At 69.4% G+C, this 20343-nt stretch carries 17 protein-coding genes; 4 read left to right on the forward strand and 13 right to left on the reverse strand.

Annotated features, from left to right (window positions below; all coding sequences use genetic code 11):
* From GVY39_RS12155 to GVY39_RS12190, 8 genes are all read right to left on the reverse strand, one after another.
* Window positions 1-491: acetyl-coenzyme A synthetase N-terminal domain-containing protein (locus GVY39_RS12155; RefSeq protein WP_159923655.1), on the reverse strand; the 491-nt coding region annotated here is incomplete at its 3' end.
* Between the two features lie 50 nt (window positions 492-541).
* On the reverse strand, window positions 542-2179 hold the full coding sequence (locus GVY39_RS12160; RefSeq protein ID WP_195071709.1) for a cation acetate symporter: 1638 nt from the start codon (window positions 2177-2179) through the stop codon (window positions 542-544).
* Window positions 2176-2532 (reverse strand): DUF485 domain-containing protein, encoded by a 357-nt coding sequence (locus GVY39_RS12165; RefSeq protein WP_159923657.1) that lies wholly within the window; start codon window positions 2530-2532, stop codon window positions 2176-2178. Before GVY39_RS12165 ends, GVY39_RS12160 begins: the two co-directional genes overlap by 4 nt.
* A gap of 171 nt (window positions 2533-2703) precedes the next feature.
* On the reverse strand, window positions 2704-4458 hold the full coding sequence (locus tag GVY39_RS12170) for a cation acetate symporter (protein WP_159923659.1): 1755 nt from the start codon (window positions 4456-4458) through the stop codon (window positions 2704-2706).
* 313 nt (window positions 4459-4771) lie between these two features.
* Complete coding sequence (locus GVY39_RS12175; protein WP_159923661.1) at window positions 4772-5137, reverse strand: hypothetical protein; 366 nt, start codon at window positions 5135-5137, stop codon at window positions 4772-4774.
* Window positions 5134-5931 carry a LytTR family DNA-binding domain-containing protein gene (locus tag GVY39_RS12180; RefSeq protein WP_159923663.1) on the reverse strand — a complete coding sequence of 266 codons (798 nt, stop codon included), beginning with the start codon at window positions 5929-5931 and terminating at the stop codon, window positions 5134-5136. Before GVY39_RS12180 ends, GVY39_RS12175 begins: the two co-directional genes overlap by 4 nt.
* A gap of 148 nt (window positions 5932-6079) precedes the next feature.
* Window positions 6080-7276, reverse strand: a complete 1197-nt coding sequence (locus GVY39_RS12185; protein ID WP_159924014.1) for a sensor histidine kinase — start codon at window positions 7274-7276, stop codon at window positions 6080-6082.
* A 299-nt stretch (window positions 7277-7575) separates the two neighbouring features.
* On the reverse strand, window positions 7576-8013 hold the full coding sequence (locus GVY39_RS12190) for a hypothetical protein (protein WP_159923665.1): 438 nt from the start codon (window positions 8011-8013) through the stop codon (window positions 7576-7578).
* 317 nt (window positions 8014-8330) lie between these two features.
* Here GVY39_RS12190 and dnaE point away from each other — a divergent pair, with 317 nt between their 5' ends.
* The gene (dnaE, locus tag GVY39_RS12195) at window positions 8331-11879 is read left to right on the forward strand and encodes a DNA polymerase III subunit alpha (protein ID WP_159923667.1); all 3549 of its coding nucleotides are present in this window, start codon (window positions 8331-8333) and stop codon (window positions 11877-11879) included.
* A gap of 79 nt (window positions 11880-11958) precedes the next feature.
* Here the strand turns inward: dnaE and GVY39_RS12200 are convergent, their stop codons facing one another.
* Both GVY39_RS12200 and GVY39_RS12205 read right to left on the reverse strand, forming a co-directional pair.
* The gene (locus GVY39_RS12200; protein WP_159923669.1) at window positions 11959-13158 is read right to left on the reverse strand and encodes a Cmx/CmrA family chloramphenicol efflux MFS transporter; all 1200 of its coding nucleotides are present in this window, start codon (window positions 13156-13158) and stop codon (window positions 11959-11961) included.
* A gap of 82 nt (window positions 13159-13240) precedes the next feature.
* A complete protein-coding gene (locus tag GVY39_RS12205; RefSeq protein WP_159923671.1) occupies window positions 13241-13813 on the reverse strand; it encodes a TetR/AcrR family transcriptional regulator in 573 nt (190 codons plus the stop codon).
* 163 nt (window positions 13814-13976) lie between these two features.
* Here GVY39_RS12205 and GVY39_RS12210 point away from each other — a divergent pair, with 163 nt between their 5' ends.
* The gene (locus GVY39_RS12210) at window positions 13977-14378 is read left to right on the forward strand and encodes a hypothetical protein (RefSeq protein WP_159923673.1); all 402 of its coding nucleotides are present in this window, start codon (window positions 13977-13979) and stop codon (window positions 14376-14378) included.
* Between the two features lie 5 nt (window positions 14379-14383).
* Here GVY39_RS12210 and GVY39_RS12215 read toward each other — a convergent pair whose 3' ends face one another.
* Window positions 14384-15001, reverse strand: a complete 618-nt coding sequence (locus GVY39_RS12215) for a class I SAM-dependent methyltransferase (RefSeq protein ID WP_159923675.1) — start codon at window positions 14999-15001, stop codon at window positions 14384-14386.
* Window positions 15002-15210: 209 nt separating this feature from the next.
* Between GVY39_RS12215 and treZ the strand changes: the two genes are divergently transcribed.
* Both treZ and GVY39_RS12225 read left to right on the forward strand, forming a co-directional pair.
* Complete coding sequence (treZ, locus tag GVY39_RS12220) at window positions 15211-16950, forward strand: malto-oligosyltrehalose trehalohydrolase (protein ID WP_159923677.1); 1740 nt, start codon at window positions 15211-15213, stop codon at window positions 16948-16950.
* Window positions 16951-17063: 113 nt separating this feature from the next.
* Entirely contained in the window at window positions 17064-18314 is a 1251-nt protein-coding gene (locus GVY39_RS12225) for a serine hydrolase domain-containing protein (RefSeq protein WP_201295212.1), read from the forward strand.
* Window positions 18315-18415: 101 nt separating this feature from the next.
* Here GVY39_RS12225 and ilvA read toward each other — a convergent pair whose 3' ends face one another.
* Both ilvA and GVY39_RS12235 read right to left on the reverse strand, forming a co-directional pair.
* Complete coding sequence (gene ilvA, locus GVY39_RS12230; protein WP_159923679.1) at window positions 18416-19771, reverse strand: threonine ammonia-lyase IlvA; 1356 nt, start codon at window positions 19769-19771, stop codon at window positions 18416-18418.
* A 75-nt stretch (window positions 19772-19846) separates the two neighbouring features.
* Window positions 19847-20281, reverse strand: a complete 435-nt coding sequence (locus GVY39_RS12235; RefSeq protein WP_159923681.1) for a nitroreductase family deazaflavin-dependent oxidoreductase — start codon at window positions 20279-20281, stop codon at window positions 19847-19849.
* Window positions 20282-20343 lie beyond the last annotated feature (62 nt).

Here is a 20343-nt window from a genome sequence, read left to right on the forward strand (position 1 = left end):
GCGAAGACGACCGAGTGGGTGAGGCCGAGGCGGGCGCAGGCGAGCATGGCGATGATGGCTTCGGGGACCATCGGCATGTAGATCGCGACGCGGTCTCCGGCGACGAGGCCGAGGTCGGTGAAGGCGTTCGCGGCCCGGCAGACGTCGTCGAGCAGTTCGCGGTAGGTGATGGCGCGGGAGTCGCCGGGTTCGCCTTCCCAGTGGATGGCGACCTGGTCGCCGTGGCCGTCGAGGACGTGGCGGTCCACGCAGTTGTAGGCGACGTTGAGCTTGCCGCCGACGAACCACTTCGCCACCGGCGCGTCACTCCAATCCAGCACCTGTGTCCATGGCTGGTCCCAATGCAGCCTGCGGGCCTGCTCGGCCCAGAACTCCAGCCGATCCGACTGCGCCCGGTCGTACAACGCCGCGCTCGCGTTCGCTTGGGCGGCGAAATCCGCGTCGGGCGGGAAGGCGGTGGTGTCGCGGTCATCGGTGGTTGCGCTGGTCACGCGAATCTCCTAACGAAAAAGCAAAGGGAACGAGGTGTGCCGGGCAACGATCAGTGCGCCACGGCCTTCTCGGCGCCGACGCCGGTGAGCGAGCGGACCTCCATCTCCGCGGCCTTGGCCGGATCCTCGGACCTGCCGCCGACGAAGGTGCCGACGATGCCGAGCACGAACGCCAAGGGAATGGAGACGATGCCCGGGTTGGACAGCGGGAACCAGTCGAAGTCCGAGCCGGGAAGCATGGCGGACTTGCTGCCGGAGACGGCGGGGGAGAACACGATCAGCACGATCGTGGAGATCAGGCCGCCGTACATGCTCCACAACGCGCCGGTGGTGTTGAATCGCCGCCAGAACAGCGAGAAGAGGATGGTGGGCAGGTTCGCCGACGCCGCGACCGCGAACGCCAGCGCCACCAGGAAGGCGACGTTCTGCCCGTTGGCCAGGATGCCCAGCGCGATGGCCAGTACGCCGATCACCACCGCGGTGATCCGGGAGACCCGGACCTGTTCGCGCTCACCGGCTTTCCCGCGCTTGATGACACTGGCGTAGATGTCGTGGGCGAACGACGCCGACGCGGTGATGGTCAGGCCCGCGACCACCGCGAGGATGGTGGCGAAGGCGACCGCCGAGATCACCCCGAGCAGCACTACGCCGCCGAGTTCGAAGGCCAGCAGCGGAGCCGCCGAGTTCTGGCCGCCCGCGGCCGCGAGGATGCGGTCCGGTCCGACGATCGCGGCCGCACCGTAGCCGAGCACCAGGGTGAACAGATAGAACGCGCCGATCAGGCCGATCGCCCAGACCACCGACCGCCGCGCCTCTTTGGCGGTGGGCACGGTGTAGAAGCGCATCAGCACGTGCGGCAGGCCCGCGGTGCCCAGCACCAGTGCCAGACCGAGGGACAGGAAGTTGAGCTTCGAGGTCTCGCTGCCGCCGTACTGCGCGCCGGGAGCGAGCACGTCGCGCGCGGCGACCGCCTTGTTCGCCGAATCCGAGACCGCGTCCTGGGCGGAGCCGAGGATGTCGGAGAAGTTGAAACCGAACTTGGCGAACACCATGACGGTCATCAGCGCCGCGCCCGCGATCAGCAGTACCGCCTTGATGATCTGCACCCACGTGGTGCCCTTCATGCCGCCGACCAGCACATACACGATCATCAGCACGCCGACCACGGCGATCACGACGGATTGACCGGTCTTGTCGGAGATGTCCAGCAGCAGCGCGACGAGCCCGCCCGCGCCCGCCATCTGGGCGAGCAGGTAGAACAGCGACACCGTCAGCGTGGACAGCGCGGCGGCGGTGCGCACCGGGCCTTCCTTCAATCGGAAGCTCAGCACGTCGGCCATGGTGAATTTGCCGGTGTTGCGCAGCATCTCGGCGACCAGCAGCAGGGCGACCAGCCAGGCGACCAGGAACCCGATGGAGTAGAGGAACCCGTCGTAGCCGTAGACCGCGATGGCGCCCGCGATGCCGAGGAAGCTCGCGGCCGACAGATAGTCGCCGGCGATGGCGACGCCGTTCTGCGGACCGGAGAAGCCGCGTCCTCCAGTGAAGTAGTCGGCGGCGGTGGCATTGTTGCGGCTGGCCCGGATCACCACGATCATCGTGATGGCGACGAAGACGCCGAAGATGGCGATATTGGCGATCGGGTTGCCGACCGTCGCCGCCGCGGCATAGGTGTGCACGGTGTTCACGCTCGGTCTCCCTCGAGGTAGCCGCGGATCTTCGCCGCGCGCGGATCCAGTTCACGGTTGGCGAACCGGACGTAGAGCGCCGTGATGACGAAGGTGGATACGAACTGGCCGAGGCCCAGCAGCAATCCGACGTTGATGTTGCCGAACACCGAGCGGCTCATGAAGTCATGGGCGTAGGCGCCGAGCAGGACAAAACCGAGGTACCAGAGCAGGAACAACACGGTCATCGGAAAAACGAAGCGGCGCAATCGGCTTCGCAGTTCCTGGAATTGGGGGCTCGCCTGTACTTCGGCGAATTCTGCTGCGCTCGGCGCTCGCCGCGGGGCGGTGTCGTCGAGTTGGATACTGGTCATGATCGTCCTACCAAGTGACGTGGCTTACTTCTCGAGGACGGTAAGCCAGACCAGCGGGGCGTCAGTAGGCTGTGGTCTGGGTCACTCCGTGAAGGTGTCCGAATCTGCGGTGAGCGGTCGATGCGCCGCGACGAACGGTCGGCCCGAGTGGCGCCGCGGGCAGGTCGCCGGTCAGTCCGAGCGCAGACTGCGCTCGCGGTCCGCGCCCATGCCCAGTCGCTCCGGCGCGTGCATCCGCACGAAGATCCGGCTCACCGCCCTGGCGCCGAGCCCGCGGGTGAACGAGCTGACCAGCACCATGGTGGCGAACGCCAACGGCACGCTGATCGCCGCCGGGTAGCCGAGCAGCGCCGCGGGCCAGCCGCCCGCCACCTCGTCGGAGAAGCCGCCGGTCACCGAGACGGCGGTCGCGGTGCCCGCCGCGAGCCCGCCCGCGACCAGGCCGGCCGCCGCGCCCCCCGCGGTCAGCCCGCGCCACCAGATGCCCAGGACCAGCAGCGGGCACAGCGTGGAGGCGGCCACCGCGAAGGCCAGGCCGACAGTGCGGGACAGGTCCAGCGACGCGACGGTCAGTGACAGCGCCAGTGGGACCGAGCCCGCCGCCAGCGCCGCCGTGCGGAAGTCACGGATCCGTCCCCGCAGCATGTCGGTGCTGAGCACGCCCGCGATGCTCACCAGCAGTCCCGAGGAGGTGGACAGGAAGGCGGCGATCGCACCCGCGGCGACCAGCGCCGCGAGCAGCTGACCCGGCAGTCCGGCGACCACCGATCCGGGCAGCAGCACCACAGCGGCGTCGGAGGTCCCGGTGATCAGCAGTTGCGGCACGTACAACCGCGCGAAGACGCCCAGCAGCACGGGGAACAGGTAGAAGAGCCCGACCAGGCCGATCACCGCGAGCGCGGTCGCGCGCGCGGCCCGCCCGTCGGGGTTGGTGTAGAAGCGCACCAGGACGTGCGGGAGCCCCATGGTGCCGAGGAAAGTAGCGAGGATCAGCGAATAGACCTGGTAGGTCGGATGCGGGCCGCCCAACCCGCCACCCGGCGCCAGCCAGGCCGCACCGTCCGCCGGCGCGCCCGCGACCACCGGCACCGTGGCTCCGGCCTCGAGCACCAATCGCGTGCCCGCCGCCAGATCATGGGTTCCGGGTGTCAGCGGCACCAGGCCGTCGACCGCGCGGTTGTCGAGGGTTCCCGTGATGGCGACCTGCTGCGGAGCGTTGACCCGCACCACCACGTCGGTGGTCACGTCCACTGTCGTTCGCTCGGTCACCACCGGCGGAGCGGGCGCGCCGACTTGCCGCTCGTCGGCGAGGAAGTGCCCGAGCAAGACCAGCGCGGGGAGCGCCACCGCGGTCAGCTTCAGCCAGTACTGGAAGGCCTGAACCAGGGTGATCGAGCGCATCCCGCCGCCGACCACGTTGGCGATCACGATCACGCCCACCGCCACCGCGCCCACCCAGTCCGGCACCCCGAGCAGGATGTGCAGGGTCAGCCCCGCCCCCTGGAACTGCGGGATGAGATACACCGCGCAGATCAGCACCACCACGGTGGCCGCGAGCCTGCGCAAACGCACTGAGCCCAAACGGAATTCGGCGAAGTCGGGCACGGTGTACGCGCCGGAGCGCCGCAGCGGCGCGGCGACGAAAAGCAGCAGCGCCAGGTACCCGGCCGTGAACCCCACCGGATACCATAGCGCGTCCGCGCCGTATTTCGCGATCAATCCGGCGACCCCGAGAAACGATGCGGCCGAAAGATATTCGCCGGAGATCGCCGCCGCGTTCCAGCGCGGCCCCACGCTGCGGGACGCGACGAGGAAGTCGGAGGTGGTGCGCGCGAGCCGCACGCCGTAAGCGCCGATCGCGACAGTCGCCAGCGCCGCGAGGACCAGCGCGGCCACGGTCAGCGCGGGCGCGGTGCCGGAGATCACGAAGCGCCCCGCGGCAGGTGAATCAGTCCGGCGGGTGAGGCGGATCGCTGCCGTGGCCGTCGGCTCCGCTCGGCTGCCTCTAGCCGGGTCGACTGAAGCCCTGCGTGCCGTATCCCGCGAGGCAGGTGAGTCGGTGTGGCGGGCGATGCGGGTGTGATGATGGCAGTGGCGGATCGCTTGGACGACTGAAGCCCTGCCTGCCGTAGTGGGCGGGCCGGCCGGGCTGTACCCGTGCCCGCCGAATCGCTCGCCACGTATGCGTGGGCGAAGCCGGTGGTCCGCGCTGCGGAGGTGGTTGAAGCTCGGCGCACCGTCAGTCCTCGGCCAATTCGAGGAAGTCCTGCTCGTTGCGTTCGGCAAGGCGCACGTACGTCCAGCCGATCAGGAACAGCAACGGGTACACCGCGCCGCCGAGCAGCAGCCAGGGCAACCGGATGCCCAGCACCGTCGCCGAGCCGATCGAGCCGGTCCGGAACAGCACGGGCAGCGTGCACAGCAGCGCGATCGTCACGAGGCCGACGCGTAGCGCGAGCCCTAGCTGCGCGCGGATGAGGCCGCCGATGAGCGCTTCGCCGAACTCGGTCTGTTCGGCGACCTCCACCCGTGTGCGTACCCGCCGCGCCCCGCGGCGCTCGGAGAGCACGACGCGACTGCGCCCCGGACGCTGCGGCGCGGTCACGGGGCGCCCCAGTGTTGCCGTGGCCGGTGCACCAGCCGCTGCTTCAGTTCGCGCACCTGTCTTCGGCTGACCGGCAGTTCGACCGCTTGCGCGTCGCCCTCGGCCCGCAGGCACACCACGGTCCCGGTACCCACCGTGCGCAGCCCGGTGACCAGCCGCAGCGCCACCAGGTAGGACCGGTGCACCCGCAGGAAACCGGCGTCGTGCCAGCGAGCCTCCAATGCCGACAACGGGATTCGCACCAGGTGCGATCCGTCGCTGGTGTGCAGCCGCGCGTAGTCACCGTCGGCTTCCACCCAGCTCACGCTCGACCTGGGCACCAGCGTCGTGACCCCGCCCAGCTCCACGGGAATGACCTCGCTCGGATCGGCGCGCGCGTCGGCGGCGGGCTGGTGCGACGTGCTGCGCGCCGCGGCGATCCGCCGCACCGCCTCCGCCAGCCGCGCCTCGCGCAGCGGCTTGAGCAGGTAGTCCACCGCGCCCAGGTCGAACGCGGCGATCGCCCGGTCGTCGTGCGCGGTCACGAAGACCACCGCGGGTGAATTGGCGAATTCCGAGAGAATGCCCGCCAGCTCCATCCCGTCCAGGCCCGGCATGTTGATGTCCAGGAACACCGCGTCGATCGGATGGGCCCGCAGCACCCGCAGCGCGCTGGTGGCGTCACCGGCCGCGTGGATCTCCCCGATCTCGGTTCGCGCGCGCAGCAGATACACCAGCTCGTCGAGAGCGGGTTTCTCGTCGTCCACGGCGAGCACGCGTAGCGCGCCCGCCGGTTTGCCGGTAACGCGGGTCACAATCGCTCCATGGTAAGGCTCCCGTGCGGGGCCGCCGACCGGGCGTCGTCGGCGTGACCCGCTGTGCTTCCGGGCCTCGGGCGCGTTGGTCGAATATCGGGTGGCTTGCCGTAGGCACGAGCCGTGTTCCGGGCTTCGCGCGCGGGTCTCATGCCCGGATCCCCGCGCGGAATTTCGGGACGCGCAGGCTGACCTTGGTGCCCGCCCCTGGCGCGGTTTCCACGACCAGGCCGTAGTCGTCGCCGAAGGCGGCGCGCAACCGGTCGTCGACGTTGGCCAGACCGACGTGGGCTGACTCGCCGGAGCCCGCCGGGCCCGTTCCGGCGTCGACGGCGTCCAGCGCGCCCGAGCGCAGCAGGTCCGGGTCCATGCCTACGCCGTCGTCCTCGACGCTGATCACGCAGTCGGTGCCCGCGTCGGTGGCGACGATGCTGACGGTGCCGCCGCGCGCGGTGCCCGCCAGGCCGTGCCGCACAGCGTTCTCCACCAGCGGCTGGAGCGCGAGGAAAGGCAGGACCACGCCGAGCACCTCGGGCGCGATCCGCAGCCGGACCTGCAGCGCGTCGCCGAAGCGGGCCCGTTCCAGCGCGAGGTATCGCTCGATGTTGCGCAGTTCGTCCGACAGCACCGTGAATTCGCCCGCCGCGCGGAAGGAATAGCGGGTGAAGTCGGCGAACTCGAGGATCAGTTCGCGGGCCCGCGCCGGGTCGGTGCGGACGAACGAGGCGATGGTGTTCAGGGCGTTGTAGATGAAGTGTGGGCTGATCTGCGCTCGCAGCGCACGCACTTCCGCTCGGTCCAACCGGGCCCGTGACGCGTCCAGCTCGGCCAATTCGAGCTGGCCGCAGGCATAGCGCGCCACCTCGGCGACCGCACCGAGCCGGCCCGGCCCCGGCTGCCCGGTGCTCACGACGCCGAGCACCCCGGCCACGCCGGTCGAGTCGATCAACAATGGTTGCGCGATCAGCGTGCGCCCCGCGTGTTCGCCGCGGCCGGGCCCGGCCACGAGCACCGGCCGCTCGCCCGCGACGGCGCGCTCCGCGGCTTCGGTGAAGTACTCGGCCAGTTCGGCGTGCGGGCCGTCCCAGGCGAGCAGCGTGCCGTCTGCGCTCGCCAGCGCGAGCGCGTCCGCGCCGGTGAGCGCGCGCAGGTGGGGCGCGGCCTCCCGCGCTGAGCGTTCGGTCAGCCCGCGGCGCAGCGGGACCGCCGCCAGCGACGCGGTGTGCAGCGCCGAATGCACCGCCCGCTCGGCAGGGGTGGTCACCACTCTGCGGGTGCGCGACCAGATCAGCAGCGCACCGACGAGTAGCGCCGCCACGGCCACGACGGCGAGCGCGGTGGTCATGGCGGGCATCGGCGCACGGACTTCATGGGACGATTATCGCGTCGACCGGATGGGGTGCGGCACGGTGGCGGACCTGCGACCGAGCTCCGGCCCGAAACACCGGACCGCGGCGTCACCCGGGCGATGGTGCGGTCCGGTGGGTGGGGACCATGCCGGACGACCGTACCGACCGGGTGCTCTCGGTTGCCGGTGGGCGCGGTGCTGGATGGCACTGTCCGAGGCGGCCGGTGTAGCTGTCCCAGGCGATCGATGTGACTGCCCGAGACGGCCGGTGTAGAGGCCGGACGGGGACGGCTGGCTCAGCCCTGGTACTGCGGCACCGTGAACTCCACGGTGCCGGGCGCCGGGAAGTGCGCCGCGCCGACGCCGACGGTAGCGGTGAACGTGCCGATGCCCGGCACGAACAGGGCGGAGTGGCCGCTGTTGCCCCAGTAGCCGGGACCTTGCGCGACCACCTTGAACGCCCCTTCCTGACCGGTCGCGACATTGCGCCAGTTCAGCGTGAGCGGCAGCGTGCACGGCCCGGCGCCGACCAGCGTCGCGCCCACGGTGAACGCCGCCTGGTTGGGGTAGGCGTTGCCGTTGACCGACATCTCCACCTGACCCACGCACGGCCCCTGCGCCAGGGTGTACACCGTGGCGAAGGCGGCTGGGGCCGCCGCCGCCGGAGCGGCCGTCGCGACCAGGGCGGCCACCGCCGTCGCGGGAACCATCAACAGCGCTGTCGTCGAATGCATCGACACCTCCACGAATCGGGAAAGTTCTTGTCTGTCACGCTCATCCGTCCCGTCAAGCGTCCGACATCGCCGTGGGGGAGGGAAGCAGAGCCTACCGCCGCGCCACGGCCGACGTTCGGTGTTCCGGCATTCGGCGCGATTGCAACACTCGCGGAAATCGGCCGCTCCTCGGGCGAGTCGCCAGGACGCGCCGGTGGCCTGAGCAGCCGACACGCCGATGTCCGATCCGCACCCGCGTGCCGGTCAAGACCAGTCGGTGCGCACGCCTAGAATCGGTCCAGCCAACCCCCGTCGAGACCTTGGGAGGAAGGACCGTCTTGGCCGCCTCGTCCGGATCGTTCGTCCATCTGCACAACCACACCGAGTACTCCATGCTCGACGGTGCCGCCAAGATCTCGCCACTGTTCACCGAGGCGAAACGGCTGGGGATGAACGCGGTCGGGATGACCGACCACGGCAACATGTACGGCGCCTCCGAGTTCTACAACTCGGCCAAGAAGCACGACATCAAGCCGATCATCGGCATCGAGGCCTATATCGCGCCCGGCTCCCGGTTCGACACCAAGCGCGTCCAGTGGGGCGATCCCGGCCAGAAGGGCGACGACGTCTCCGGCTCGGGCGCCTACACGCACATGACCATGGTCGCCGAGAACGCGACCGGCCTGCGCAACCTGTTCAAGCTCTCCTCGCTGGCCTCCATCGAAGGCCAGCTCGGCAAGTGGGCGCGCATGGACGCGGAGATCATCGCCCAGTACGCCGAGGGCATCATCGCGACGACCGGCTGCCCCTCCGGCGAGGTGCAGACCCGCCTGCGCCTCGGTCACGAGCGGGAGGCGCTGGAGGCCGCCGCCAAGTGGCAGGAGATCTTCGGCAAGGAGAACTTCTTCCTCGAGGTCATGGACCACGGCCTGTCCATCGAGCGCCGGGTCCGCGAGGGCTTGCTGAACGTCGGCAAGCAGCTGGGCATTCCGGCGCTGGCCACCAACGACTGCCACTACGTCACCAAGGATCAGTCCGCCAACCACGAGGCGCTGCTGTGCGTGCAGACCGGCAAGACGCTGTCGGACCCCACCCGGTTCAAGTTCGACGGTGACGGCTACTACCTGAAGTCCGCCGAGGAGATGCGGGCGCTCTGGGACGCCGAGGTGCCCGGCGCGTGCGACAACACCGTGCTGATCGGCGAGCGGGTGCAGTCCTACGACGACGTGTGGGCCTTCAAGGACCGCATGCCGGTCTTCCCGGTGCCCGAGGGCGAGGATCAGGACTCCTGGCTGCGCAAAGAGGTCGACCGCGGTTTGGCCCGCCGGTTCCCCGGCGGCGTGCCCGAGGAGTACTACACCCGCGCCTACTTCGAGCTCGACGTCATCAAGCAGAAGGGCTTCCCCGCCTACTTCCTCGTCGTCGGCGACCTCGTCAAGCACGCGCGGGAGGTCGGCATCCGGGTCGGCCCCGGCCGTGGTTCCGCGGCCGGTTCGCTGGTGGCCTACGCGCTGGGCATCACCAACATCGACCCGCTGCCGCACGGCCTGCTGTTCGAGCGGTTCCTCAACCCGGAGCGCCCCTCTGCGCCCGATATCGATATCGACTTCGACGATCGCCGCCGCGGTGAGATGGTCCGCTACGCCACCGAGAAGTGGGGCACCGACCGGGTCGCCCAGGTGATCACCTTCGGCACCATCAAAACCAAGGCCGCGATCAAGGACTCCGCGCGCGTCCAGTTCGGCCAGCCCGGCTTCGCCATCGCCGACCAGATCTCCAAGGCGCTCCCGCCGCCGATCATGGCCAAGGACATCCCGCTGTCGGGCATCATGGACCCCGACCACGAGCGGTACAAGGAGGCCGCCGAGGTTCGTGAGCTCATCGGCAACAACCCGGACGTGGCCAAGATCTACGAGACCGCACGCGGCCTCGAGGGCCTGATCCGCAACGCCGGTGTGCACGCCTGCGCGGTGATCATGTCCTCCGAGCCGTTGATGGACGCCATCCCCGTGTGGAAGCGGCCCCAGGACGGGGCGATCATCACCGGCTGGGACTACCCGTCCTGCGAGGCCATCGGCCTGCTGAAGATGGACTTCCTCGGCCTGCGCAACCTCACCGTGATCGGTGACGCGCTGGACAACATCAAGGCCAACCGCGGCATCGACCTGGACATGGACAACCTGCCGCTGGACGATCCCGCGACCTACGAATTGCTCTCGCGCGGTGACACGCTCGGCGTGTTCCAGCTCGACGGCGGCCCCATGCGCGATCTGCTGCGCCGCATGCAGCCCACCGGCTTCAACGACATCGTCGCCGTGCTCGCGCTGTACCGGCCCGGCCCGATGGGCATGAACGCGCACAACGACTACGCCGACCGCAAGAACGGGCGGCAGCCGATCAAGCCGATCCACCCGGAGCTGGAGGAGCCGCTCGAGGACATCCTCGCCGAGACCTACGGCTTGATCGTCTACCAAGAGCAGATCATGTTCATCGCGCAGAAGGTCGCCTCCTACTCGATGGGTAAGGCCGACGCGCTGCGCAAGGCCATGGGTAAGAAGAAGCTCGAGGTGCTCGAGGCCGAGTACAAGGGCTTCCACGAGGGCATGACCGCCAACGGCTTCTCCGAGGCCGCGGTGAAGGCGCTGTGGGACACCATCCTTCCGTTCGCCGGCTACGCGTTCAACAAGTCGCACGCCGCGGGCTACGGCCTCGTCTCGTTCTGGACCGCCTACCTCAAGGCCAACTACCCGGCCGAATACATGGCGGGCCTGCTCACCTCCGTGGGCGACGACAAGGACAAGGCCGCGGTCTACCTCTCCGACTGCCGCCGTCTCGGCATCACCGTGCTGCCGCCGGACGTCAACGAGTCCGAGCAGAACTTCGCCTCCGTGGGCAAGGACATCCGCTTCGGTCTCGGCGCGGTGCGCAATGTCGGCGCGAACGTCGTCGCCTCGATCATCGAGGCGCGCAAGGAGAAATCGAAGTTCACCGATTTCTCCGACTACCTGAACAAGATCGACGCGATCGCCGCGAGCAAGAAGGTCACCGAATCACTCATCAAGGCAGGCGGTTTCGACTCCCTCGGTCATCCGCGCAAGGGCCTGATGCTGATCCACTCCGACGCCATCGATGCCGTGATGGCCACCAAGAAGGCCGAGGCGATCGGTCAATTCGACCTGTTCGGCGGCTTGGACGCGGACGAGTCGGTGACTTCGGTTTTCAACGTGAAGGTGCCCGACGAGGAGTGGGAGTCCAAGCACCGCCTCGCGCTGGAGCGGGAGATGCTCGGCCTGTACGTCTCCGGGCACCCGCTCAACGGCGTCGAGCACGTGCTCGCGGCCCAAGCCGACACGCAGATCCCCGCCATCCTCGAAGGCGACATCAAAGACGGCACCCAGGTGACCGTCGGCGGCATCCTGGCGTCGGTGAACCGGCGTATCAACAAGAACGGCCTGGCCTGGGCTTCGGCGCAGCTGGAAGACCTCACCGGTGGCATCGAGGTGCTGTTCTTCCCGCAGGCGTACTCGGTGTACGGGATGGACGTGGTCGAGGACGCCGTGGTGCTGATCAAGGCGCGCGTCTCGGTCCGCGACGACCGGATCTCGTTGATCGCCAACGATCTGGCCGTCCCCGACCTGTCCGCCGTCGGCGTAGCCAAGCCGCTCGCGGTCACCGTCACCACCCGGATGTGCACACCGGACAAGATCGGCGAACTCAAGCGGGTCTTGTCCAGGCACCCCGGCACGTCGGATGTCCATATCCGGCATGTCGGCGCCCGGGACAAGACCACGCTGCTGAAACTCGACGACCGCCTGCGAGTCTCACCGTCCTCCGCCCTGATGGGCGACCTCAAGGCCCTCCTCGGCCCCGGCTGCCTGGCCGGCTGAGCGACGGGTTTCCCACAACAGCGGCCCTGCACCCGATCCGCGCATCGTCGGGTGAGGGCCGCTGCCACTGTGCGAAGAGTTACCCAGCCACGTCGGCCAGTGCCGGGGCAGGTGCGGCGGTCGACGCTCGTATCGCCTGCTTGCGGTGCAGGGCGTGGCTGCACGCGACGACACCTAGCGCGGCGATGCCGAGAACCACGCCGATCCAGGCGACCGCGTCGTAACCGAGGCCCGCGCCGATGGCCAGGCCGCCGAGCCAGGGGCCTGCGGTGATGCCGACGTTGAACGAGGAGATGTTCGTGGCTCCCGCCAGGGTGGGCGCGTCGCCCGCGAGGGTGAAGACGCGGCTGTTCAAGGTCGGGTTGATGCCGAAACCGAAGGCGCCCAACAGGAATGACAGCACGACGACGGGAGCGGTGTATTCCGCCGTAAGGGCGAGCAGTGCCGAGGTGAGCACGCCTCCGGTGATGCCGACGTACAGGCTGGTCAGCGGATGGGTGTCGGCGGTGCGCCCACCGATCGCGATGCCGAGGAAGGCGCCGAGGCCGTAGATACCGAGCACCACCGGAATCCAGCCCTCGGCCATGCCGGTCGCGTCCGACAGCAAGGCGCCGAGGTAGGCGAAGGTGACCATCAGGGCGGCGATGGCCAGCGCGGTGGTGGCGTAGGACAGCCAGAGTTCGGGGCGCAGCATCGTGCGCAGTTCGGTGCGCAGCCGTGGCGGCGTGGCGGGGCGTCCGCCGGGGATCTTCGCCAGCACGCCGATCATCGCGGCGGCCGACAGCAGTGCGACGGCCCAGAACGCCGCACGCCAGCCCAAATGCTGTCCGATCACGGTGCCCGCAGGGAGTCCGATGATCATGGCCAAGGTCAGCCCGCCCGCGACGATGCTCATCGCCTTGCCCCGTGCGGTGGGCGGCACCAGGCTGATCGCCGTGGTCGCGGCCATCGCCCAGAATCCGGCGTAGACGAACGCGCCGACCACCCTGGTCGCGAACAGGACCCAGTAGTCCGAGGTCAGCGCGCCGATCACATGGGTGCCGACGAACACCGCGAGGAAGGCGAGCAGCGCGGTGCGCCGCGACCAGCGCAGCGTCGAAACCGCCAGCACCGGCGCGCCCACCAGCATGCCCAGCGCGAACGCCGAGATGAGCAGGCCCGCGCGCGGCACGGATACGCCCAGGTCCCCGGCCATTTCGGTGAGCAGGCCCGCGAGCATCAGCTCCGAGGTGCCTTGGGCGAAGATCGAAAGACCCAGGACATAGATCGCCACGGGCATCGGTACCTCCTTGTTTTGTACTGAACTATCCAAAATGAGGGCGCGGCATATTCGCCGTCGGATGGAAACAGGCTTGGGCGACTCAGAGCGCGTCGAGCGCGGTGGTCGCGATGGCGGCCAGCGTCTCGCGATCCGCGCCGCCGCGTGCGGCCACCCGCATGCCGCCGATGGTGGCGATCACGAAGTGGGCCAGGGCGGACGGATTCTTGTCCGGTGCGATCTCGCCCGCGCGCCTGCCCGCTTCGAACACGTCCGTCAGCACCGCGAGCCGTCGCTCGTGGTCGGCGGCGAGGACGGCGGCCAGTTCGGGGTCGCGCGGGGCCAGTTCGATCGTCGAGTTGACCACGAGGCAGCCGCGCGGGTCCTCGTCCGGGGCCTCGACGATCTGCCACAGCAGTGCGCGGATCTTGGCCCGCACCTCCGTCCGGCTGTCGAGCAGGTCGAACGTCGCGGCGTTCTTGGTCGCCATGTAGTGCCGCAGGGTGCGCCCGAACAGGTCGCGCTTGCTGGTGAAGGTGTTGTAGATGCTGCTGCGGCCCAGTCCGGTCGCGGCGCAGAGGTCCTCGGTGGAGGTCGCCTCGTATCCGGCGCGCCAGAACGCGCGCATCGCCGCGTCCACCGCGCGGTCCTCGTCGAACAATCTGGGTCGTGCCACGGATTCAGGCTAGCACAGTTTTGAACAGATCATTCCAATAAGTGTCGGATGCGAACGCTGCCTGCGCTTCTGTCGATCTCCAAGCGGCTGTTAAGCATTCGACAGGCGGGTTCGCCGACAGTTCTGGGACAAGGTCGTCCACTCGAGAAGAACGAGGAACATCATGCAAGCCATACTCCGCAGTCTGCGTCTGCTCGTAGTCGGCGTGACCGTGCTCGCGGCGTCGTCGGCCGTCGCGGCGATCGGTGCGGGCGCGGCGAACGCGGGCTCGGTCTACGAGATAAAGTTCGCGCCGGGCAGCGATCGCGCGTCGGTCGACGGCGCGGTGGTCCGCGGCGACGCCGACACCTTCGCGTTCGAGGCGCGGGCCGGGCAGACGCTGATCACCGAGCTCACCTCGGTCGAGGGCAACGCGCGGTTCACCACCACCGCCCCGGGCGGAAGCGTCCTGTGCCTCGAGGAGACCTGGAGCCGGATCGCTCTGCCGCGCACCGGCTACTACGCCATCTCGGTGGCGCCGAGCCGCGGCAACGCCACCTACACCCTGTCGGTGCGCATCATCTGATCCCGTCAGGGCGAGACCGCGACCCCGAGCGTCTGGGCGACCAGGAAGCGGGGGGCGTCCTCCCCGTAGAACGACTCGGCCTCGCGGATCTCGAAACCGGCGGTTGTCACCAGGGCGCGAATATCGCGGTTGAGGTGGCAGCCGCCGAACAGTCGTTTCTGGACCGGATTCAGCCGGTTCTGCCACACCCGCACCTTGTCGTCCGGCGCCAGCCCGTGTTCGACGAAGTGCAGGGTTCCGCCGGGAACGAGCACCCGGCGCACCTCGGCGAGCGCGGCGGCGATGTCGGGGATGGTGCACATGGTCCACGTCGACAGGGCGCAGTCGAAGGTGCTGTCGGCGAAGGGCAGCGCCTGTCCGTCCAGCCCGGCCCGCTCGATGGGCACGGTGGCCGCGGCGACTCGTTCGCCAGCCAGTCGCCAGCCGAGATCGGCGGGCTCGACCGCGCTCACCGCCGCGACCGCCGCCGGGTAGAACGGCACATTCCGTCCCGAGCCGAAACCGAGTTCCACGACCCGTCCGTGCAGCCCGGCGCACACCCGCTCGCGCAGCGGGTCGTTGACCCGCATCCCGCAGGCCACGTTGACGATGCGCGGTAGGACGTGCTCGGCGTAGACACCCACGCCTCCACTCTGGCAGGGATCGCCCGTTCCGGCCAGGACCCCACGGCCACAGCCGGTCGGCCTCGGCCCTTGATCCGGTCACAGTGGTCGCGCGGACGAATGAAGGGACTGCGGGCAGTTGGTCGCGAAGCCGGGAGCGCGCAGGCCGTTGTCTCCGAGGCAGGTGTCGCTATCCGGCGGGCCGGGCGCGCCCGTGCGATGCTGGCTCGGTGAGTGTGTTCGAGGTGTGGGCACCGCGGCCCGAGGCGGTGCGGCTGGATCTGGAGGGTGTCGTCCACTCGATGACGCGGTCGCCGGACGGGTGGTGGCGCACCGACGTACCGGCCGCGAAGGGGGCCAGATACGGGTTCCTGCTCGACGACGACCCGACAGTGCTGCCCGATCCCCGCTCGCCGCGCCAGCCCGACGGGGTGCACGCCCGCTCGGCGCTGCACACCCTCGATCCGGCGGCGTGGACCGACGCGGGGTGGACCGGCCGTCCGCAGGCCGGGGCGGTCTACTACGAACTGCACATCGGAACCTTCACCCCGGAGGGCACCTTCGACGCCGCGATCGAGCGGCTCGACCATCTCGTCGCGCTGGGCGTCACCGTGGTCGAGGTCATGCCGGTGAACGCCTTCGACGGCACGCACAACTGGGGCTACGACGGCGTGCTCTGGTACGCGGTGCAGGAAAGCTACGGCGGGCCCGACGGCCTGCAACGGTTCGTGAACGCCTGCCATATCCGTGGTCTGGCGGTGTGCCTGGACGTCGTCTACAACCATCTCGGCCCGTCCGGCAACTACCTGCCACGTTTCGCGCCGTACCTGACCGAGGGTCGCAACACCTGGGGGCGGAGCCTCAACCTCGACGGTCCGCAGTCCGATCACGTGCGCAGGTACATCCTCGACAACGCCTTGCGATGGTTGCGCGAGTTCCACGTCGACGCGCTGCGCCTGGACGCGGTGCACGCCCTCGTCGACCGCACGGCCACGCACCTGCTGGCCGAACTCGCCGTCGAGACCGAGCGTCTCGCCACCCACGTGCGCAGGCCGCTGACGCTGATCGCGGAAAGCGATCTCAACGATCCGAAGCTGATCACCCCGCGCGCGGCCGGTGGGTACGGCCTGACCGCCCAGTGGAACGACGACCTGCACCACGCCGTGCACACCGCCGTCTCCGGCGAGCGGCAGGGCTATTACGCCGATTTCGGTTCGCTGCGCTGCCTGGCGCGGACGTTGAAGCACGGGTTCTTCCACGCCGCAACGTATTCCAGCTTCCGTGGCCGCACGCACGGCCGAGCGATCGATCGCGGTCTCATCCCCGGTAGCGCGCTGCTGGCCTACACCTGTGACCACGACCAGATCGGCAACCGCGCGCTCGGCGACCGGCCCAGCGCCTACCTGACCGACGGCCAGCTGGCGATCAAAGCAGCCCTCGTGCTGTGCGGGCCGTTCACGCCGATGCTGTTCATGGGGGAGGAGTGGGGCGCGCACACGCCGTTCCAGTTCTTCACCTCGCACACCGACCCGGAGGTTGCCGCCGCCACCGCATCCGGGCGCAAGAAGGAGTTCGCCGCCCACGGCTGGTCCGAGGGCGAGGTGCCCGACCCGCAGGACGTGAAGACGTTCCTGCGCTCCAAGCTCGACTGGACCGAACCGGACGAGCCGGAACACGCGCGGCTGCTGTCGTGCTATCGCGCCCTGCTGGCACTGCGTCGCGACCGGGCGGAGCTCAGCGACCCATGGCTGACCCACGTTTCGGTGGACTACGACGAGGCGGCGCGGTGGATCGTCGTGCACCGGGGCACGCTGGCCCTGGTGTGCAACCTCGGCGAGGACCCGGTGGCCGTCCCGATCGCGGGCATCCCGCTGCTGTCCTGGGAATCCCCGACGATCGGCCCTTCCGCCACAACCGTTCCCGGCCACTCGTTCGCCCTGCTGGAGACGGCGCTGCCCGGCAGGCGCTGAGAGCGTGGAATCCCAGCTCCGGGCCGCCTTTCGGGCGTTTTCCGGATAACGGGCGTACAACTGTCCGAGACAGGTACTTTGCCGGAATCGTCCCGTGCGATTACCGTGGAGAGATGAGCAACGTCGCTTCCGGGGACCTCGCGGTTCTCCCCCCGGGAATGGGTGGCAGCGCAGCCGCCGAATTCGCACCGTTCGTGCGCGCTTTCGCACGGGCGTTCGGTACTCGCCGGGGTGCGGGGGCGGCGTTCACGCTGCACCGGCACGGAGAGCCGCTGGTGGACATCTGGGTCGGCTCCGGTGGTGACGTTCCGTGGACCAGGGACACCGGCACGATCATCTTCTCGGCCACCAAGGGAATCGCCGCCACCGTCGTGCACCGCCTCGCAGACCGCGGGTTGCTCGACTATTCCGCTCCGGTCGCGGAGTACTGGCCGGAATTCGGCGCCAACGGCAAGCGCAAGATCACCGTTCGCCAGCTGCTGACCCATCGGGCGGGGCTGTCCGCCTTGGCCCCGATCGCGACCGGCGGCCTGGCCGATGTGCTGGACCACGAGCTCATGGAGCAGCGCCTGGCCGCGGCGAAGCCCGACCGCTCGCTCGGCGTGCCCACCTACCACGCGCTCACCTTCGGCTGGCTGATCGGTGGCTTGGCCCGCGCGATCACCGGTACCAGTCTGGCGGAACTGATCCGCACCGAGGTCGCCGAGCCGCTGGGCATCGACGGCCTGCATCTGGGCAGGCCGCCCGCCGGTGCGGCGCTCACCTACGCGCCGCTGGCCGGCACCCAGCTGAGCATGCTCGGAAGGCCGCTCGGCGCGGCGGTTCTGGGCCGTAGCCACAAGATTCCCGGCGCGCTCGGCGCCGCCACCCGCTGCCTGTTCCTGCCCGGTCTGGAAGCCATTCTCGAGGGCGTCAGCCCGCCGATCCTGGACACCGAACTCGGTGCGGGCAACGGTGTGGCCACCGCGCCCGCGCTGGCCACGATGTACGGCGCGCTCGCGGGCGACGGCACCGTGGCCGACCGCAGGTATCTCGGCCGCCACACCATGAAGGCCCTGCGCCGTGTCGAGACCTATCAGCCCGACCGCGCGCTGTTCTACCTGCCGATGATGTGGCGACTGGGCTACCACTCGCTGCCGATGCCGGGCGCGCACGCCGGGTTCGGGCACATCGGGCTCGGCGGCTCCTTCGGCTGGGCCGAACCCCGCTTGGGCCTGTCGGTCGGCTTCGTGCACAACCGGCTCTCCGCCGCGCAGCTCAGCTACGACCAGTCGGCGGCGTTCTGGCTGTTGCCGCTCATGCTGAACTGCCTGCGCGCGTCCCGCCGCCGGATACCTTCGACGGAGACGCGCAAGGCCGCCTGACCTGCCGGGCGGTTCCGGTGCCCGGTAGCCATTCGGGCCGCCCAGGCCGGCTCGTTCGGACCGGAACCGGAGCGCGGGGCCGCTGGTAGCCGTCGTCCGGCTCAGGTCAGGTAACGGTAGGCAGGCGAATCGGGTTCGAGGCGCTCGCACTGGATCGGCGAATGGCGCATCCGTTCCAGCAACGGCCCCAGCCCGTCCGGCGCGCCGAGTTCGATGCCGACCAGCGCGGCTCCCGTCTCCCGGTTGTTGCGCTTGACGTACTCGAACAGCGTGATGTCGTCGTCGGGACCGAGCACCTCGTTGAGGAAACGGCGCAGCGCGCCGGGTTCCTGCGGGAAGTCCACCAGGAAGTAGTGCTTGAGACCGCGGTGGACGAGCGAGCGCTCGATGATCTCGCCGTAGCGGGACACGTCGTTGTTGCCGCCGGACACCAGGCACACCACGGTGGAGCCCGGCTCCACGGTGATCTCCGCGAGCGCCGTCGTGGTGAGCGCGCCCGCGGGCTCGGCGATGATGCCCTCGTTCTGGTACAGGTCGAGCATGGTGGTGCAGATCGCGCCTTCGTCGACCTGCATCATCTGGAACGCGCCCGCGCCCCTGGGCGACTCGCTGATGGTCAGCAACGGCAGTGAGGCGTGCGAGACCACTCGCCCGCCGAATCCGGACACCGCGGCATACGGCACGGCGCCGACCCGGCGCACCGCGGCGCCGTCCACGAACGGGTCGATCTCCGGCAGCGTGACCGGACCGCTCGCCACGAGGGCCGCGGTCATCGAGGCCGCGCCCGCAGGCTCCACACCCAGGATGGCGGTGCGCGGAGACCGCGCGCGCAGGTAGGTGCCGATACCGGCCAGGCAGCCGCCGCCGCCCACCGGCACGATCACCAGGTCGGGAGTGGCGCCGAGCTGTTCCAGGATCTCCGCGGCGATGGTGCCCTGACCCGCCGCGGTGCGCGCGTCGTCGAACGGCGGCACCATCGTCGCGCCGCTGCGCTGCACGTCGGCGGCGGCCGCCGCGGCGGCGGCGTCGTAGGTCTCGCCGACCGCGATCAATTCCACGAACTCGCCACCGTGCACCCGGATGCGATCACGCTTCTGCTTCGGCGTCGTGGTCGGCACGTAGATACGTCCTTTGATCCCCATCGCCTGACACGCGAACGCGACGCCCTGCGCGTGGTTGCCCGCGCTGGCCGCCACCACGCCGGCGGCGCGTTCGTCCTCGGTCAGCTGCACCACCAGGTTGTAGGCGCCGCGCAGCTTGTAGGAGCGGACCGGGCTGAGATCCTCGCGCTTGAGATAGACCTCCGCCCCGGTCAGCGTGGACAGCCGCTCGCTGCGCTGAAGCGGGGTCGGGTCGATGACGTCGGCAATTCGCTTGGCGGCAGCATCGATCTCGTCCGCGGTGAGCGCAGGGCGAGAAGCGGACAGTGCGTCGAGGACATCAAGCGGATTGGACACCCGAAATATGCTGCCACCTGCCGCGGCGGCGAGCTGCGGCGGGTGGCAGTGACACGCGGGCCACCTGCGTAGGAGCTACCTGGGCGTGAGGACGAAGACGGGGATCTGACGGTCGGTTTTCGTCTGGTACTCCGCGTAGTCCGGCCATACCTGGACCGCTCGCTCCCACCACTGCGCTTTCTCCTCGCCGAAGACCTCGCGCGCGGTGTAGTCCTTGCTGACCGCGCCGTCGCGCAGTTCGACGTGCGGTTCGGCCTTGATGTTGTAGTACCAGACCGGGTGCTTGGGCGCGCCGCCCAGCGAAGCGACCACCGCGTACTCGCCGTCGTGCTCCACCCGCATCAGCGGCGTCTTGCGCAGCTTGCCGGTCTTCGCGCCCTTGGTGGTGAGCAGGATGATGGGCTTGCCCAGTAACGTCGCGCCCTCGGCGCCGCCGGAGTTCTCGTACTTCTCGGCTTGCTCACGGGCCCAGTCCGATGTGCTCGGTTCGTATTCACCTGTCAGTGGCATGTCTGCCGCAACGCCGCGGCGATCCTGCGTGTTCCCGGCGAGAAAAGTTCGCTGGCCCGAAC

This window comes from Nocardia sp. CY15 (assembly GCF_009829295.1).
GTDB classification, from domain to species: Bacteria; Actinomycetota; Actinomycetes; order Mycobacteriales; family Mycobacteriaceae; genus Nocardia; species Nocardia sputi.

What these genes read in the sequence shown, in the direction of transcription:
- GVY39_RS12235 (WP_159923681.1), bottom strand. Translation starts at nt 20,281, where the DNA reads ATGCCACTGACAGGTGAATACGAACCGAGCACATCGGACTGGGCCCGT.
- GVY39_RS12210 (WP_159923673.1), top strand. Translation starts at nt 13,977, where the DNA reads ATGCAAGCCATACTCCGCAGTCTGCGTCTGCTCGTAGTCGGCGTGACC.
- GVY39_RS12165 (WP_159923657.1), bottom strand. Translation starts at nt 2,532, where the DNA reads ATGACCAGTATCCAACTCGACGACACCGCCCCGCGGCGAGCGCCGAGC.
- GVY39_RS12200 (WP_159923669.1), bottom strand. Translation starts at nt 13,158, where the DNA reads ATGCCCGTGGCGATCTATGTCCTGGGTCTTTCGATCTTCGCCCAAGGC.
- GVY39_RS12225 (WP_201295212.1), top strand. Translation starts at nt 17,064, where the DNA reads ATGAGCAACGTCGCTTCCGGGGACCTCGCGGTTCTCCCCCCGGGAATG.
- GVY39_RS12190 (WP_159923665.1), bottom strand. Translation starts at nt 8,013, where the DNA reads ATGCATTCGACGACAGCGCTGTTGATGGTTCCCGCGACGGCGGTGGCC.
- GVY39_RS12185 (WP_159924014.1), bottom strand. Translation starts at nt 7,276, where the DNA reads ATGACCACCGCGCTCGCCGTCGTGGCCGTGGCGGCGCTACTCGTCGGT.